Origin of the sequence: Massilia sp. AB1 (assembly GCF_018119385.1) — a bacterium.
Classification (GTDB): Bacteria; Pseudomonadota; Gammaproteobacteria; order Burkholderiales; family Burkholderiaceae_D; genus Telluria.
Genome location: NZ_JAGKSG010000070.1, coordinates 1 through 16,372 on the forward strand (window position 1 = coordinate 1; position 16,372 = coordinate 16,372).

14 protein-coding genes are annotated in these 16,372 nt (G+C 66.6%); 9 read left to right on the top strand and 5 right to left on the bottom strand.

Annotated features, from left to right (window positions below; genetic code table 11):
* Window positions 1-1,866: hypothetical protein (locus tag J8847_RS22745; protein ID WP_229513145.1), on the bottom strand; the 1,866-nt coding region annotated here is incomplete at its 3' end.
* A 106-nt stretch (window positions 1,867-1,972) separates the two neighbouring features.
* The gene (locus tag J8847_RS22750) at window positions 1,973-2,968 is read right to left on the bottom strand and encodes a serine/threonine protein kinase (protein WP_211526960.1); all 996 of its coding nucleotides are present in this window, start codon (window positions 2,966-2,968) and stop codon (window positions 1,973-1,975) included.
* A 105-nt stretch (window positions 2,969-3,073) separates the two neighbouring features.
* On the opposite strand from J8847_RS22750, the gene J8847_RS22755 reads away from it, so the two are divergent.
* Entirely contained in the window at window positions 3,074-3,766 is a 693-nt protein-coding gene (locus J8847_RS22755) for a UPF0149 family protein (RefSeq protein ID WP_211526961.1), read from the top strand.
* Between the two features lie 133 nt (window positions 3,767-3,899).
* Window positions 3,900-5,321: an IS4 family transposase gene (locus tag J8847_RS22760; protein WP_211526962.1), complete on the top strand. Its 1,422-nt coding sequence runs from the start codon at window positions 3,900-3,902 to the stop codon at window positions 5,319-5,321.
* Between the two features lie 58 nt (window positions 5,322-5,379).
* Here the strand turns inward: J8847_RS22760 and J8847_RS24390 are convergent, their stop codons facing one another.
* Window positions 5,380-6,414 carry an HPP family protein gene (locus tag J8847_RS24390; RefSeq protein WP_373999978.1) on the bottom strand — a complete coding sequence of 345 codons (1,035 nt, stop codon included), beginning with the start codon at window positions 6,412-6,414 and terminating at the stop codon, window positions 5,380-5,382.
* Between the two features lie 306 nt (window positions 6,415-6,720).
* Between J8847_RS24390 and J8847_RS22770 the strand changes: the two genes are divergently transcribed.
* Window positions 6,721-7,677, top strand: a complete 957-nt coding sequence (locus tag J8847_RS22770) for an MBL fold metallo-hydrolase (RefSeq protein WP_211526964.1) — start codon at window positions 6,721-6,723, stop codon at window positions 7,675-7,677.
* On the opposite strand, the gene J8847_RS22775 is transcribed toward J8847_RS22770, so the two are convergent.
* Both J8847_RS22775 and orn read right to left on the bottom strand, forming a co-directional pair.
* Complete coding sequence (locus J8847_RS22775) at window positions 7,661-10,138, bottom strand: ATP-binding protein (RefSeq protein ID WP_229513147.1); 2,478 nt, start codon at window positions 10,136-10,138, stop codon at window positions 7,661-7,663. The genes J8847_RS22770 and J8847_RS22775 overlap by 17 nt on opposite strands.
* 240 nt (window positions 10,139-10,378) lie before the next feature.
* Complete coding sequence (orn, locus tag J8847_RS22780) at window positions 10,379-10,966, bottom strand: oligoribonuclease (protein WP_211526965.1); 588 nt, start codon at window positions 10,964-10,966, stop codon at window positions 10,379-10,381.
* Between the two features lie 62 nt (window positions 10,967-11,028).
* Here orn and J8847_RS22785 point away from each other — a divergent pair, with 62 nt between their 5' ends.
* From J8847_RS22785 to J8847_RS22810, 6 genes are all read left to right on the top strand, one after another.
* A complete protein-coding gene (locus tag J8847_RS22785; RefSeq protein ID WP_211526966.1) occupies window positions 11,029-12,291 on the top strand; it encodes a M48 family metallopeptidase in 1,263 nt (420 codons plus the stop codon).
* The gene (locus J8847_RS22790; protein ID WP_211526967.1) at window positions 12,288-12,620 is read left to right on the top strand and encodes a 4a-hydroxytetrahydrobiopterin dehydratase; all 333 of its coding nucleotides are present in this window, start codon (window positions 12,288-12,290) and stop codon (window positions 12,618-12,620) included. Before J8847_RS22785 ends, J8847_RS22790 begins: the two co-directional genes overlap by 4 nt.
* A complete protein-coding gene (gene rsgA / locus J8847_RS22795; protein ID WP_211526968.1) occupies window positions 12,617-13,507 on the top strand; it encodes a ribosome small subunit-dependent GTPase A in 891 nt (296 codons plus the stop codon). The genes J8847_RS22790 and rsgA overlap by 4 nt, the downstream gene beginning before the upstream one ends.
* A 119-nt stretch (window positions 13,508-13,626) precedes the next feature.
* Window positions 13,627-14,553 carry an ornithine carbamoyltransferase gene (gene argF, locus J8847_RS22800; protein WP_211526969.1) on the top strand — a complete coding sequence of 309 codons (927 nt, stop codon included), beginning with the start codon at window positions 13,627-13,629 and terminating at the stop codon, window positions 14,551-14,553.
* Window positions 14,553-14,951, top strand: coding sequence for a VOC family protein (locus J8847_RS22805; protein ID WP_211526970.1), 399 nt, complete (start codon window positions 14,553-14,555; stop codon window positions 14,949-14,951). The genes argF and J8847_RS22805 overlap by 1 nt, the downstream gene beginning before the upstream one ends.
* Before the next feature lie 152 nt (window positions 14,952-15,103).
* Window positions 15,104-16,336, top strand: a complete 1,233-nt coding sequence (locus J8847_RS22810; protein WP_211526971.1) for an argininosuccinate synthase — start codon at window positions 15,104-15,106, stop codon at window positions 16,334-16,336.
* The last annotated feature ends 36 nt before the right edge of the window (window positions 16,337-16,372 follow it).

Genomic DNA, 16,372 nt, shown 5'->3' on the forward strand with positions numbered 1-16,372 from the left:
GGCCAGCTTGCGCTCGACCAGGGCCAGCGATTCGCGCGCGGCCTGGGTCGCGGCCCGCTCGGCGGCAATCGCCTCCTCGGTCAGCGCCAGCTGGCGGTGCTCCACCTCGGCCCGCTCGGCCTGGGCCTGGGCCAGTTCCACCGCCCGGCGTGCATTCGCCTGCTGGGCGGAAGCGGCCGCCTCGGCCTGCCCGGCTTCCTCGATCGCCGCGCGCGCCTGTTCCTGCTGGGCTTCCCATGCGGCGCGTGCGGCAGCTTCGAGGCGGCGTTCGGCCTCGAGCTGGGCGCGCATCTGGGCCGCGGTCGCTTCCTCGGCCTGCATGCGCGCTTCGGCGGCCTGGGTCAGTTCGCGCTCGGCCGCGAGCTTTTCCTGCAGCTGGGCCAGCGCAGCCTCCTCGGCCCGTGCGCGCTCGCGCTCGGCCTCGGCCAGGCGCTGCGCTTCCTCGGCGCGGCGCACGGCCGCCTGGGCCGCCTGGCGCTGGGCCTCGACCTGGGCCGCGGCGGCTTCCAGTACCGCCTGCTCGGCCGCGTTCTCGGCGGCGCGAGCCTCGGCGTCGGCCTGGACCTGGGCGGCACGCTCCTCGGCGAGCGCGCGCTGGCGCTGTTCTTCCTCGGCCTGGCGCTGGGCCGCCTGGGCGGCCGCTTCGTCGGCCGCCGCCCGTTCACGCGCGTGGCGCGCGGCCACCGCTTCGGCCTCCAGGCGCGCCTGCCCCTGCAGGCTGGCTTCCTCTTCGGCGCGGGCGCGTTCCTCGGCCACTTCGCGCAGCTTGCGGTCGGCCTCGATGCGCGCCTCGGTCGCGGCCAGGATGCGGGTCTCGGCTTCGCGCCGCGCTTCCGCGCCGGAGGCCGCCATCTGCTCCAGGCGCTCGCGGTGGGTGGCGGCGTCGCGCAATTCCTTCTCGGTCTGCAGACGCATGCGCAGCGACTGGGCGGCCACGCGCTCGGACTCGGCCTGGGCCAGCGCGATCGCCTCGCGCTCCTGTTCGATGTGGGCCAGCGCCCGCGCCTCTTCCAGGGCGCGCGCCTCGGCCGCGGCACGCTGGAAGCTTGATGCCAGCGCCACCTGGTCGGCGCGCTCGCGCTGCAGGGTCAGTTCCAGGGCCTCGGCTTCGGCCTGGGCCAGCTTTTCGGCGGTGGCGCGCGCCGCCCGCTCGGCGCGCTCGCGCTCGCGCGCCAGGATCGCCACGCGCGCGTCGGCGCTGGCGTTGTGCAGCACTTCTTCCTTGGCCGCCTCCACCGCCGCCATGCGCTCGGCCGCCTGCAGGCGGGCCTGCTCGGTCTGGGCCAGCAGCTCGTCGGCCGCGCGCGCGGCCTTGGCCGCCATTTCGGTCTGGGCTTCGATCTGTTCACTGGCGCGGCGCCGCGCTTCTTCTTCCTGGCGGGCACGCGCTTCGGCCGCCACGCGGATCTCGGTGTCGCTCTTGACGCGGGCGCGCAACTCGGCCGTCTCCTGGCGGATCGCTTCCAGGCGCTCGGCGGAAGCTTGCGCAGCCGCGCGCAGCGATTCCAGGCGGTCGCGGTTGGCGGCGATCGCGTCTTCCGACGCCTGGGCGTTGGCCAGGGCTGCCGCCGCGGCGGCGGCATCCATCGCGGCGCGCTCCTCGGCCAGCGTGCGGGCGCGGTTCTCGGCGTGGGCGCGGCTCTCGGCGGCGACGTTGGCCTTGGCCTCGGCTTCCACGCGGGCGATGGCTTCCTGGATCTCGCGGAAGTCCAGCGGGCCGCGCCCGGACGGCTTCGCGGCCGGCTTTTCAGTCGGTCCTGGAGCGGGTTCGGCGTTGCCAGACGGCAGGACGCTGCCGGCATGCGACAGGTCGATCATGAAATCGGTGTCGTCCGGCCGGGCCGGTGGGGATTGCTTGGGTTCCATGGTTACTCTCGATACTGCGGTCCCGGAGGCGGGAGGGTTCCCGTCGATTATCCGGGAAAACGCGCCCGCGTGCCACGCGGAACTGAACGGTGATGAGCGTCCAATTCTAGACAGGCCACAGCGGCGGCTCGTCCATCAGCGCCACCTGCTCGCGCAATTCGAGGATGCGGTCCTGCCAGTAGCGCTGGGTGTTAAACCACGGGAAGGCGGCCGGGAAGGCCGGATCGTCCCAGCGCGAGGCCAGCCAGGCCGAGTAATGAATCAGGCGCAGGGTGCGCAGCGCTTCCACCAGGTAGAGCTGGCGCGGGTGGAATTCGCAGAAGTCCTCGTAGCCGGCCAGCACGTCGCCCATCTGGCGCACCATTTCCTGGCGCTCGCCCGAGAGCAGCATCCACAGATCCTGCATCGCCGGTCCCATGCGGCTGTCGTCGAAGTCGACGTAATGCGGGCCGTCCGGCGTCCACAGCACGTTGCCGCCATGGCAGTCGCCGTGCAGGCGCAGCAGCGGCAACTCCCCTGCCCGTTCATAGCAGCGCTGGACGCCGTCCAGGGCCTGCTCGACCACGCTCGACCAGGTCTGGAGCAGTTCCGGCGGCAGGAAATCGTGGCTGCGCAGATACGCGTAGGGTTCGCGCCCGAAGGTCTGGGGATCCAGCGCCGGCCGTTCGAGGAAGGGCTTGGCCGCGCCGACCACATGGATGCGGCCGATGAAGCGCCCGATCCACTCCAGGGTGGCCGGGTCGTCCAGCTCGGGCGCGCGGCCGCCGCGGCGCGGGAAGACGGCGAAGCGGAAGCCCCCGAACGCATGCAGGGTGCGCCCGTCCAGCACCATGGCCGGCACCACGGGCACCTCCTGCTCGTCCAGCTCGGCCACGAAGGCATGCTCTTCGAGGATCGCGGCATCGCTCCAGCGCCCGGGGCGGTAGAACTTGACCACCACCGGCGGCCCCTCCTCCATCCCGACCTGGTAGACGCGGTTTTCATAGCTGTTGAGCGCCAGCAGGCGGCCGTCGCCGTACAGGCCGACGCTCTCGATGGCTTCCAGCACCAGCTGGGGATCGAGGCGGGAGAAAGGATGGGTTTCAGTAGGCGCGGTAGTCATGCCCGCATTGTAATGCCGCGCCCAGGTGCGCGTGAGTGACGATTTTTATACCCGCATGCGGCGCAGGCGTTACACTGGCGCCTTCAACGCAATCAGAGTCATTTCATGCACCTCGACCAGCCCCTTACCGAAAAAGAATTCGACGAACTCGACCAGTTCCTGTTGTCCGACCGTTGCTCCGACGACGCGATGACCATGGACACCCTGCACGGCTACCTGACCGCCATCGCGATCGGGCCCGAGCCCATCATGCCGGCCGAGTGGCTGCCGCGCGTCTGGGGAGAGGACGGCAAGAGCGCGCCGAAGTGGAAGAACGGACGCGAGGAAGAGCGCATCCTGAACCTGATCACGCGCTTCATGAACGAAGTGCTGGTCACCTTCGAGGTGGCGCCGAAGGAATTCGAGCCCCTCTTCTGCGAACACGAACACCAGGGCAAGACCCTGATCGACGCCGAAGCCTGGTGCTGGGGCTTCTGGGAAGGGATGGAACTGCGTCCCGGTTCCTGGGACGAGATCTGGGATTCCGAAGTGGGCGAGCTGATGCGCCCGATCTACCTGCTCGGCGCCGACGAGATCGATGAAGAAGAACTGCCGGAAGTCGAAGATCCGGCCAAGGCGCACCAGCTGGCGCTGGCGATCGAAGCCAACCTGCCTGCGATCCACCGCTGGTGGCTGCCGCGCCGCAAGCCGGGCGTGGAGACCGTGCGGCGCGAGGAGCCGAAGGTGGGGCGGAACGACGATTGCCCGTGCGGCAGCGGGAAGAAGTACAAGAAGTGCTGCGGGGCGGAGAACGCTTGATTCCCGCGAACGGCGCATTCGATCGCTAGCTTAAAAACCGTCGCCCCGGCCTGCGCCCTAATCTGTGCCCACATGTCTGAAACAGCGATTCAGCATATGCTGAATCGATGATTTCAGACTTGCGGAGCCAGTCATGAATACGGAAGAGCTGTTGGCTGTTGAACACTGCATTGGCCTGTTCGGTGATGAGCGGCTTTGTAAGAGTGGTATGCTGTTTTTGAAGCGAATGATCGAGCGCAGCACGGTGTGTGTGCGTCAGTTGAGCGACGAACGTGCTGAGCAGAAACGAATTTATCGGTTTCTGAAGCACCCTAACGTGACCCGACAAGAGATCATCCGGCATGGCAGCGAACGCACCGCCAAGGCAGCGGTCGGGCGTCACGTGCTGGCCATTCAAGACACCAGCGAATTCGACTTTAGCGCTCACCGGCAGCGCACCGCCGGATTGGGTCCGACCAGTGGCGGCAAAGGGTATGGATTGTTTCTTCATCCGGTGCTGGCCGTCGATGCCAAAAACCATGATTGTCTGGGTATTGCTCACTTGGCGACATGGGTACGCGAGACTCAGGATCAGCCCAAGCGCGAGCGTCGGCCTATCGAGGAAAAGGAATCGATGTGCTGGATTGACGGTGCGCAGGCTGCGGCGCAGTGTCTGCAAGACGCTGCGCTCGTGACCGTCATAGCAGACCGCGAGAGCGACATCTACGAAGAATGGGACCGTGTCCCCAATGAACGTGTCCACTTGCTCACGCGTGCCCATTACGACCGGCAGCTCGAGGGCGGCGGCACTTTATTTGAGTGGCTGAACAATCAGCCGGCCAAGGCCAGCTTGGTGCTGGATGTCCCGGCGCGAGCCGCATCGAAGGCATATCACAGCGCAGGCGGTGCACGAAGCAAAGCGCGCACGGCCCATAAGGCAGACATTGAACTACGCTTCGGCCAGGTGAAAATCAAGAGACCGGAAGGCTGCCGCGCACGACAAGCGAGCATCGCGCTGTCCGTGGTGGAGGTGCAAGAGACACGCGACTCGGTACTCCCAGGCGAGGAGCCGGTGCACTGGATTTTGCTGACTACCCACGATGTGCAGCAAGTGGACGAGGCGCTCCAGATCGTGGCGTGGTACGAGCAGCGCTGGCAGATCGAACAGCTGTTTCGAACACTCAAACGGCAGGGCATGGATCTTGAATCGAGCCAACTGGAACACGCCGATGAACTGCTCAAACTAGCCAGCGCCGCCACCTTCGCGGCGGTACGCACGCTTCAAATGGTGAATGCGCGTGACAACCAAACCGAACAACCAGCCGGCGACGCGTTTGACGACAACGAAATCGAAGTGCTGGACAAGCTGCAGGACAAACTCCAGGGCAAGACCGCCAAGCAAAAAAACCCTTACCTTGCAAACAGCATGGCTTGGGCCGCATGGACAATTGCCCGTCTAGGCGGTTGGATGGGCTACGCCAGCGAAGCCAAGGCCGGCCCTATCACTATGCTGCACGGCCTCCAGCGTTTCGACGGCATAGTGCAGGGCTGGAGACTTGCAACGATGTGGGCATAGATTAGGGCCTGCGCCGGGGCGACGGTCTTTGGGCAAACTAATTTAATGCGATGCCGGGCTAGGCGGCCCGCTCCATGGCTGCCCCATGCAAGGCCGCCAGCACTTCCGCCGGCCCGGTCATCCCCGCCAGCATTCCTTTCGCATCCACCACCGGCACGCGCGCCAGCCCGAGCCTTGCGGCCAGCGCCGCCGCTTCGGTGGCCGGCTGCGTGTCATTCACCGCCACCCCGGCCGTCATCAGGTCGCCCACGCGCTGCGCCTCGCGCATGCCCGCCAGCGACACCAGCGCCAGCCTGGCGCGCGAACCCAGCGAGCGCATCTCGGCTTCCGAGGCCGCGCGCAGCAGCTGGGCCTGGGTCAGGAGGCCCAGCAGCCGCCCTTCCCCATCCACCACCGGCAGCGCCGGCACGCCGTGGCGCAGCAGCTGTTCGCGCGCGCTCGACAAGGGCTGGTCCGGCGCCAGGCGCGCCACCGGCGCCACGCTCACTTCGCCGGCACGCAGTCCGCGCGCGCGGCGTTCGACCGCGTGCTGCTCGGCGTCGTGGACGATGGTCGCCAGGTCTTCCCGGCTCACGTCCAGTGGTTCGCCAAAGTGTTCCAGCGCCGCGTCCAGGTCTTCGTCGTCCACGATCGACGGCTTGACTGGCGCGTGCGCGTGGTGCGCTCCGGTCAGGCGGTTGTAGGCCAGCGCCGCCACGACCAGCAGCACCGCATTCAGGCCTACCGGCGCCAGCGCGAAGGCGAAGCCGGCTTCGCGCACCGCGTCGCCGCCCAGCACGGCCGTCATCGCCGCCGCGCCGCCGGGCGGATGCAGGCAGCGCAGCAGGAACATCATCGCGATCGCCAGGCCGCCGGCCAGGGGCGCGGCCAGCATCGGTTCCGGAATCAGCTGGGCGCAGGCCACGCCGGTCAGCGCCGACACCACATTGCCGCCGATGACCGACCAGGGCTGGGCCAGCGGGCTGGCCGGCACGCAGAACAGCAGCACGGCCGATGCCGCCATGGGAGCGACCAGCCAGGCGATATGGGCGCCGGGAGCGGCCCAGCCCAGCGCGATGTGGCTGAGCAGGCCGGACAACAGCAGGCCGATCACGGCGCCGAGGGCGGCGCGGGCTTGGGCAGTGGGAGGAAGGGCAACCGGTTGCGGCAGACGGCGACGGAGACGGGAAGCGGCGCGAATGAGCATTGCGGAAAAGTTGGACGGAAAATACTTCTATTACACCACAATTGCACAAAATAGGTGCGAGCTCGTCCATGACGGTGCGGACCGCTCTACCGTGGTGCGTTGCGCCACAACAAACCAACCCCCAACAGGGGGCGAGCATTCAAAAAAGCAATGATGTACGATATGCAAGCTTGCGCATGCACCGCGCCGCCACCCAACAACAAGGACACCAAGATGAGCATCTTCCAACGCCACGCAGTCACCGCCCTCGCCGCCGCCATCGCAGCCGGCTGCCTCGCCACCCCGGCCCTGGCCGCCGCGCCGATGGCCAAGACCCCGGCGCCCGGCTACTACCGCATCATGCTGGGCGATTTCGAAGTGACCCCGCTGTCGGACGGCACGGTCGACTTGCCGGTCGAGCAGCTGCTGGCCGACAAGGCGGACAAGACCAAGACCACCCTGGCCAAGCACCACCTGAAGACCCCGCTGGAGACCTCGGTCAATGCCTACCTGATCAATACCGGCGCCAAGCTGGTGCTGGTGGACGCCGGCGCCGGCAGCTTCTTCGGCCCGACCCTGGGCAAGCTGATCGCCAACATGAAGGCCGCCGGCTACAGCCCGGAACAGGTGGACGAGATCTACGTCACCCACTTCCACGGCGACCACGCCGGCGGCCTGGTGAACAATGCGCAGATCGTGTTTCCGAACGCCGTCCTGCGCGCCGGCAAGAACGAAGCCGACTACTGGCTGAGCCAGGAGAACATGGACAAGGCCAAGGACAAGGGCGGCTTCCAGGCCGCGATGGCGGCGGTCCAGCCGTATGTGAAGGCCGGCAAGTTCAAGGCGATCGAGGGCGACGTCGAGCTGGTGCCGGGCATCCGCGCCCACGGCACCGGCGCCCACACCCCCGGCCACACCACCTATATGGTCGAAAGCAAGGGCCAGAAGCTGCTGGTGATCGGCGACCTGATCCACGTGGCCCCGGTGCAGATGGCCGAGCCGAAGGTGACGATCTCCTTCGACAGCGACCAGAAGGCCGCCGCCGCCGCACGCAAGAAGGAATTCGACGCCGCCGCCAAGGGCGGCTACATGATCGGCGGCGCCCACCTGCAGTTCCCCGGCCTGGGCTACCTGGCCACCGAGGGCAAGGGCTACCGCTTCATCCCGGTGAACTTCACCCAGATGCGCTGAGCGAGGCGCCCCTCAGGCTTTCCAGCACCCCGATCAGGTGGTCGAAGTTGACCGGCTTGACCAGGTGGTGCTGGAAGCCCGCCGCGAGGGCTTCCTCGCGGTCCTGCTGCTGGCCGTAGCCGGTCACGGCCACCAGCACCGCATCCCGCGTCTCCGGCTGGGCGCGCAGGCGCCGCGCCAGTTCCTTGCCGTCCATCTCGGGCAGGCCGATATCCAGCAGGCAGACGTCCGGACGCACGCTGCGCGCCCGGTCCAGCGCCCGCAGCGAATCGTGTTCGATCACCACTTCGTGGCCGTGCGAGGCCAGCAGCATGCCGAGCATCTCGGCCGCATCGGCATTGTCGTCCACCACCAGCACCTTCAAATGCCCGGCCGCCGGCGGCGCCTCCAGCGCAGGCAGGTCTTCCGGCAGCAGGGTCTCCTGCTCGAGCGGAAGCGTGATCACGAAGGTGCTGCCCTTGCCCAGCCCCGGGCTGGTGCAGCCGACCGTGCCCCCGTGCAGCTCCACCAGGTTCTTCACCAGCGCCAGGCCCAGTCCCAGGCCGCCCTGCGAGCGGTCCGACGAGCGTTCGGCCTGGGTGAACAGGTCGAACACGCGCCCGGTCAGTTCGCGGTCCATGCCGATGCCCTCGTCGCGCACCGACAGCACCAGGCGCGGGCCGAGCGCCTCGGCGCGCAGGTCGATCTGGCGCCCTTCCGGCGTGTACTTGCTGGCGTTGCCCAGCACATTGGCCACCACCTGCACCAGGCGCGCCTTGTCGCCCAGGACCACGGCGCCGTGCGGCGGCAGGCGCACCGACAGCTGCTGGCCGCGCGCATCGATCATGGGCCGCACCTGCTCGACCGCCTCGTCGACCACCACGCGCGCATCGACCGCCACCCGCGCCAGGGTGATCAGGCCGCGCGTCACGCGCGACACGTCCAGCAGGTCGTCCACCAGGCGGGTCATGTGGCGCACCTGGCGGCCGATGATGGTGCTGCTCTGCTGGACCCGCGCCTCGTCCATCGCGCCCAGCTTGAGCAGCTCGGCGGCGGCGCTGATCGGCGCCAGCGGGTTGCGCAGCTCGTGCGCCAGCATGGCCAGGAATTCGTCCTTGCGGCGGTCGGCCTCCATCAGCTTGTCCTCGGCCAGCTTGCGGTCGGTGATGTCGCGGAAGAAGGAGGCGATGCCGCCGTCCTGGGTGGGATAGGCGCGGATCTCGGACCACACGCGGCGCCCGCCCGGGAACACGCGGCAGTATTCGGCGCTGCCGGCGCTGCGCGTGCGCATCACCTCGCGGTACATGCGCCCGCCCTCGGTGTCGAGCGATTCGGGGAAGATTTCCCAGTGGTTGCGGCCGATGACCTGGTGCGCGTCGAGGCCGCAGATGCGCAGGCCCTCGGCGTTCATTTGCAGGATGGTCCAGTTGCGGTCGAACAGGGCGAAGCCTTCGGCGATGGCGTCGAAGATGTAGCGGGCGCGGTCGCGCTCCACGCGCAGCTCGGCCTGGGCGCGCACCGCTTCGGCGGCCGACCAGGTGCGCTCGGCGACGTCGCGCGCCAGGCGGGCGTCGTGGTCGCTCCAGTGGCGCGGATGCGGGGTGTGGATGCCCAGGCAGGCGGTCAGGCGGCCGCGCTTGACCAGCGGGACCGCGAGCAGCGCGCCGACCCGCTCGGCCACGTAGACGCTGCGGAAACCGGCGGTGCGGACGTCGCGCGCGCTGTCGTCCATGCGCACCACGTTCCCGGCGCGCAGCTCGGCTGCGAGCGCCGGGCCGAAGTCGGCGAACTGGAACTCGGGGCGGGTGGGCACGGCGCGCCCGTCCTGGCTCCACATGCGCGGCACGCTGAAACGGCCCAGGGCGTCGTCCATCTCGGCGTACAGCACGCGCGCGGCGCGCAGCTCGCGTCCCAGCAGGCCGCTGGCGGTCTCGATCACCTCCTCCGGGTGCAGCAGCGGGCGGATGGCGTCGGAGACGCGCAGCTCGAAGGCGGCGCGGCGTTCGGCCAGCACGCGGCTGGTGGTTTCCATGCAGGTGCAGAACAGGCCCGCCGTTTCGCCGTCGGCGCCGTGCAGGGGCGCGAAGGAAAAGGTGAACATGGCGCGCTCGGCGTAGCCGTGGCGGCGCAGGGTCAGTTCCATGTCCTCGTGGTAGACCGGCTTGCCGGACAGGGCGCGGTCGACCATGGGAACCAGGTAGGGCCAGACTTCCGGCCAGACGTCGGACAGGCGCGCGCCGAGTGCCTGCGGGTGGCGCTCGCCCAGCAGGGGAATGTTGGCGTCGTTGTAGAGGAAGACGAGCTCGGGGCCCCAGGCGATGAACATGGGGAAGGACGAGTGCAGCATCATGTCGACCGCCGTCCTCAGGGCCGGCGGCCAGGTAGCGGCGGGGCCTAGCGTGGTGGAGGACCAGTCGTGGCGGCGCAGCAGGGCCGGCATCTGGCTGTCTCCTCCGAGACCGGTGTGCGTGAACGGGGCCATGCGAAAGATTGTCGCATAACTTTTCGTTAATGCCGTGTCATTTTTTTTACGGCTGGGTGGGGGAAGGAGGCGTGGGAGGTGTGCTGCGAACTTGGGCGGAACAATGCCAGTGGCATTGTTCCGGACTTCGCCGGAACGACGTGCTGATGTGGTCGACTAACGGAGCTATTGCGGCTCGCTGCCAAAAAACGTCATCCCGGCGAAGGCCGGGATCCAGGTTTGCGCGAGCAGCCGAAAACGTCAGAGCTTGATGAAATGCTCGCGATAATACTTCAGCTCTTCAATCGACTCGGTAATATCCGCCAGCGCCGTATGCTTCTGGTGCTTCTTGAACCCGGTCGCCAGCTCCGGCTTCCAGCGGCGGCACAGTTCCTTGAGGGTCGACACGTCCAGGTTGCGGTAGTGGAAGAAGGCTTCCAGCTTCGGCATGCCGCGCGCCATGAAGCGGCGGTCCTGGCAGATCGAGTTGCCGCACATCGGCGACTTGTTCGCCGGGACGTACTGCTTGAGGAAGGCGATCAGCTGCTCTTCCGCCTGCGCCTCATCCACGGTCGAAGCCTTGACGCGGTCGATCAGGCCCGACTTGCCGTGCGTGCCCTTGTTCCAGGCGTCCATCTTGTCCAGGGTCTCGTCGCTCTGGTGGATGGCGAACACCGGGCCCTCGGCAACCACGTTCAGCTGGGCGTCGGTGACGATCACCGCGATTTCGATGATGCGGTCGTTGTCCGGGTCCAAGCCGGTCATTTCCATGTCCACCCAGACGAGATTGAATTCGTTCGGGCGTTCCTGGGCGATGCCAGGCAATTGCGTTTCATTGGCTTGTGACATAATTCTCGCTTATTCCTGATAGTTGCCTTATCAATCAATCCCGCATTTTCTCACAAGCACACATGTCTTCACTCGGGTTTTCAGTTTTGTTCGTCGTATTTCTGCTGCTGACGCTCGGCCTGCGCTTCTGGCTGGCCAGCCGGCAACTTCGCCACGTGCTGCGCCACCGCGCCAGCGTGCCGGCCGAGTTCGCCTCTAAAGTGCCCCTGCACGCGCACCAGAAAGCCGCCGACTACACCGTCGCCAAGACCCGCGCCGGCATCGTCGGCCTGTTCTGGGGCGGCGTGGTGCTGGTCGGCTTCACCCTGCTGGGCGGCCTGCAATGGCTGTCGACCGCCCTGCTGCCGGTCACCGGTCCGGGGATGCTACACCAGATGGCTTTGGTGGTGACGTTCGCGATCCTGTCCGGCCTGCTGGACCTGCCGCTCGACTGGTACCGCCAGTTCGTGCTGGAGGAACGCTTCGGCTTCAACAAGATGACGCCCGCCCTGTGGTTCTCGGACCTGCTCAAGGGCGCGCTGGTGGGCGCCGTGATCGGCCTGCCGCTGCTCTGGGTGATCCTGACCCTGATGGACAAGAGCGGCGACCTGTGGTGGTTCTACACCTGGCTGGTGTGGAGCGGCTTCCAGCTCTTGATGATGGTGCTCTACCCGACCGTCATCGCGCCGCTGTTCAACAAGTTCACCCCGCTCGCCGACGTGAGCCTCAAGGAGCGCATCGAGGGCCTGATGGCGCGCACCGGCTTCGCCTCGAAAGGCCTGTTCGTCATGGACGGCAGCAAGCGCAGCGCCCACGGCAACGCCTATTTCTCGGGCTTCGGCGAGAACAAGCGCATCGTGTTCTTCGACACCCTGCTCTCGCGCCTGGAACCGCAGGAGATCGAGGCCGTGCTGGCCCACGAACTGGGCCACTTCAAGCTGCGCCACATCGTCAAGCGCATCGTGGTGATGTTCGCGCTGTCGCTCGCGTTCCTGGCCCTGCTCGGCTACCTCAAGACCCAGGTCTGGTTCTATACCGGCCTCGGTGTCCAGCCCTTCATGGACGCCTCGAACGACGGCATGGCCCTGATCCTGTTCGCCCTGGTGCTGCCGATCTTCACCTTCGTGCTGTCGCCGCTGAACTCCATCACTTCGCGCAAGCACGAATTCGAGGCCGACGCCTTCGCTGCCAGGCATACCGACTATCGCCACCTGGTCTCGGCCCTGGTCAAGATGTACGAGGACAATGCCTCGACCCTGACCCCGGACCCGCTGCATTCGGCCTTCTACGACTCGCACCCGCCGGCCTCGATCCGGGTGAAGCACCTGACCATGGCGGCCGCATGAAACTCGCCGACCGCCACTGCATCCGCAACGCCCAGGCCCTGAATCCGCGCGTCGTCGACGCCATGCTGAACGACGTGCCGGGCTGGCAGGCCGCCAACGGCGTGCTGCGCCGCGACTTCAGGTTCGCCGACTACCGCGCCACCATCGCCTTCGTGAACGCCGTCGCCCGGATGGCGGAACAGGAAGACCACCACCCGGACCTGGCGGTAGGCTACGGCAAGGTCGGCGTGAGCTGGAGCACCCATTCGGCCGGCGGCGCGCTGACCGAGAACGACTTCGTCTGCGCGGCGCGCACCGACGTCCTGTTCGACCAGCAGGCGGCGGCATGAGCGAGTTGAAAGGCACCATCATCGCGGCCCACGGCCGCCACTACCTGGCCGATGCGGACGGCGTCAAGCTGCAATGCGTCACGCGCGGCAAGAAGACCAATGTGGCCGTCGGCGACATCGTCCACCTCAAGAAGACCTCGGAAGACCAGGCCGTGATCGAGCGCATCGCCGACCGCGCCACCCTGCTCTACCGCTCCGACCAGTACAAGTCGAAGCTGCTGGCGGCGAACATCTCGCGCCTGTTCATCGTCGTCGCGACCGAGCCGAGCTTCGCCGACGACCTGGTCTCGCGCGCCCTGGTGGCCTGCGAGGCGGCCGGCATCGAGGCCCACCTGATCCTCAACAAGATCGACGTCGAGGACAACCTGCCGCGCGCACGCGAGCGCGTCGCCGTCTACGCGGCCCTCGGCTACCCGGTGCACGAGGTGTCGGCCAGGACCCGGCCGGAGGACACCGTCGCCACCCTCATGCCGCTGCTCGAAGGCCATTCCTCGATCTTCATCGGCCAGTCCGGCATGGGCAAGTCCTCGCTGATCAACCTGCTGGTGCCGGACGCCGACATCGCCGTGCGCGAGATCTCGGAAGCGCTCGACACGGGCAAGCACACGACCACCTTCACCCGCCTCTACTGGCTGAAGGACGGGGCATCGATCATCGATTCGCCCGGCTTCCAGGAGTTCGGCCTGTATCACCTGACCGAAGGCATGCTGGAGCGCGCCTTCATCGAGTTCAAGCCCTACCTGGGCGGCTGCAAGTACTATAACTGCCGGCACTTGGCCGAGCCCCAGTGCGCGGTGCTGGGCGCGGTCGCGGACGGCAAGATCGCGAAGATGCGCCACGAGCTCTACGCCCAGCTGCTGCACGAGTCCTCGCAAACCCTTTATTGATGAGCTGAATGGCCGCGTATAGAATATTTACGCAGTCAATAATCCCGAATCCATGCCCTTTATGTAAGGGCAAACAAAAACCCTTATAATTCAAGGGATAACAGATAGCAGACCTCATTATGCCCGGCACTACTCCGATCAAGCACTTCCTGCAGTTCTCCGACTTCACCCGCGACGAATTCGAATACGTGATCAAGCGCGCGGAGGTCATCAAGCGCAAGTTCAAGGCCTACGAGGTGTACCACCCGCTGGTCGACCGCACCCTGGTGATGGTGTTCGAGAAGAGCTCGACCCGTACCCGCCTGTCCTTCGAGGCCGGCATGCACCAGCTGGGCGGCGCGGCGATCTACCTGAACACCCGCGACAGCCAGCTGGGCCGCGGCGAGCCGGTCGAGGACGCCGGCCAGGTCATGTCGCGCATGTGCGACATCATCATGGTGCGCACCTTCGGCCAGGACATCATCGAGCGTTTCGCCGCCCATTCGCGCGTGCCGGTGATTAACGGCCTGACCAACGAGCACCACCCCTGCCAGGTGCTGGCCGACGTGTTCACCTTCTACGAGCACCGCGGCTCCATCACCGGCAAGACGGTGGCCTGGATCGGCGACGCCAACAACATGCTGTATTCCTGGCTGCAGGCGGCCGAAGTGTTCGGCTTCCACCTGAACGTCTCGACCCCGAAGGGCTACGAGCTGGATCCGAAGCTGGTCAATACCTCGCGCTACACCCTGTTCGATAATCCTTCGGATGCCTGCGCGGGTGCGCACCTGGTGAACACCGACGTCTGGACCAGCATGGGCTACGAAAAGGAAAACGCCGAGCGCCTCAAGGCTTTCGACGGCTTCATCGTGGACGGCGCCAAGATGGCGCGCGCCGCGCCGGACGCCCTGTTCATGCACTGCCTGCCGGCCCACCGCGGCGAGGAAGTGGCCGCCGAAGTCATCGACGGCCCGCAGTCGGTGGTCTGGGACGAGGCCGAGAACCGCCTGCACGTGCAGAAAGCCCTGATCGAATACCTGCTGCTCGGCCGCATCGAGGACAAGTAATGATCGACCATACCGGCGTCATCGTGGCGGACTACCTGCGCAGCCGCGCCTTTTACGAAAAGGCACTGGCTCCGATCGGCTATGCGCTGCTGGCCGAGATTCCGGCCGCCGTCACCCAGGGCACCGATGTCGCCGGCTTCGGCGAGCCGCCCAAGCCGGATTTCTGGATCTCGGGCGCGACCGCCGCGAAGCCGGTCAACCATCCGCCGGTGCACGTGGCCTTCCGCGTGACGACTCGCGCCATGGTCGATGCGTTTCATGCGGCGGCGCTGGCCGCCGGCGGCCGCGACAATGGTGCGCCGGGACCGCGTCCGCATTATCATGCGAACTATTACGGCGCTTTCGTGCTGGATCCGGACGGCCACAACATCGAAGCCTGCTGCCACGAACCCGCTTGATCTGCGCTTGACCCGTTTTTACGATTAACCTTTTTACCCACCACAACCATATGTTTGATCGTTGGCCCGTCGCCTTGCTTCCCTGCCTGGCGGCACTCCCATGGGCCGGCTGACCATTTAGTCCCCTCCATCCTTCCATCACTGGACATTCCATGAGCGACATCAAAAAAGTAGTACTCGCCTACTCCGGCGGCCTCGACACCTCGGTCATCCTGAAGTGGCTGCAAGACCATTACAACTGCGAGATCGTGACCTTCACGGCCGACCTCGGCCAGGGCGAAGAGCTGGAACCGGCGCGCGCCAAGGCGCTGAAGTTCGGCATCAAGCCGGAAAACATCTACATCGACGATGTGCGCGAGGAATTCGTGCGCGACTTCGTGTTCCCGATGTTCCGCGCCAACACCGTGTATGAAGGCGAATACCTGCTGGGCACCTCGATCGCGCGTCCGCTGATCGCCAAGCGCCTGATCGAGATCGCCAACGAGACCGGCGCCGACGCCGTCTCGCACGGCGCGACCGGCAAGGGCAACGACCAGGTGCGTTTCGAGCTGGGCGCCTATGCGCTGAAGCCGGACGTCAAGATCATCGCCCCGTGGCGCGAATGGGACCTGCTGTCGCGCGAGAAGCTGCTGAAATACGCGGAAGACGCCGGCATCGACATCGACATGAAGCACAAGAACGGCGGCGCGCCCTACTCGATGGACGCCAACCTGCTGCACATCTCCTTCGAAGGCCGCCACCTGGAGAACCCGAGCGCGGAAGCCGAGGAATCGATGTGGCGCTGGACCGTGTCGCCGGAGCAGGCGCCGAACGAAGCCGAGTACCTGGACGTGGAATTCGAACAGGGCGACATCGTCGGCCTGAACGGCAAGCGCCTGTCGCCGGCCGCCGTCCTGACCGAGCTGAACCGCCTGGGCGGCAAGCACGGCATCGGCCGCCTGGACCTGGTCGAAAACCGCTACGTCGGCATGAAGTCGCGCGGCTGCTACGAAACCCCGGGCGGCACCATCATGTTGCGCGCCCACCGTGCGATCGAATCGATCACCCTGGACCGCGAAGTGGCGCACCTGAAGGACGACCTGATGCCGCGCTACGCTTCGCTGATCTATAACGGCTACTGGTGGGCGCCGGAGCGCGTCGCGCTGCAGACCCTGATCGACCACACCCAGAAGAGCGTGAACGGCTGGGTCCGCCTGAAGCTGTACAAGGGCAATGTGATCGTGGTGTCGCGCGATTCGAAGACCGATTCGCTGTTCGACATGAACATCGCGACCTTCGACGAAGACGGCGGCGCCTACAACCAGGCGGACGCGGGCGGCTTCATCAAGCTGAACGCGCTGCGCATGCGTATCGCCGCCAAGGCGCGCGCCAAGCGCGGGCAATAAGCTGGTTTCCAGCTTGTGAAAGAGCCGCCTGCGGGC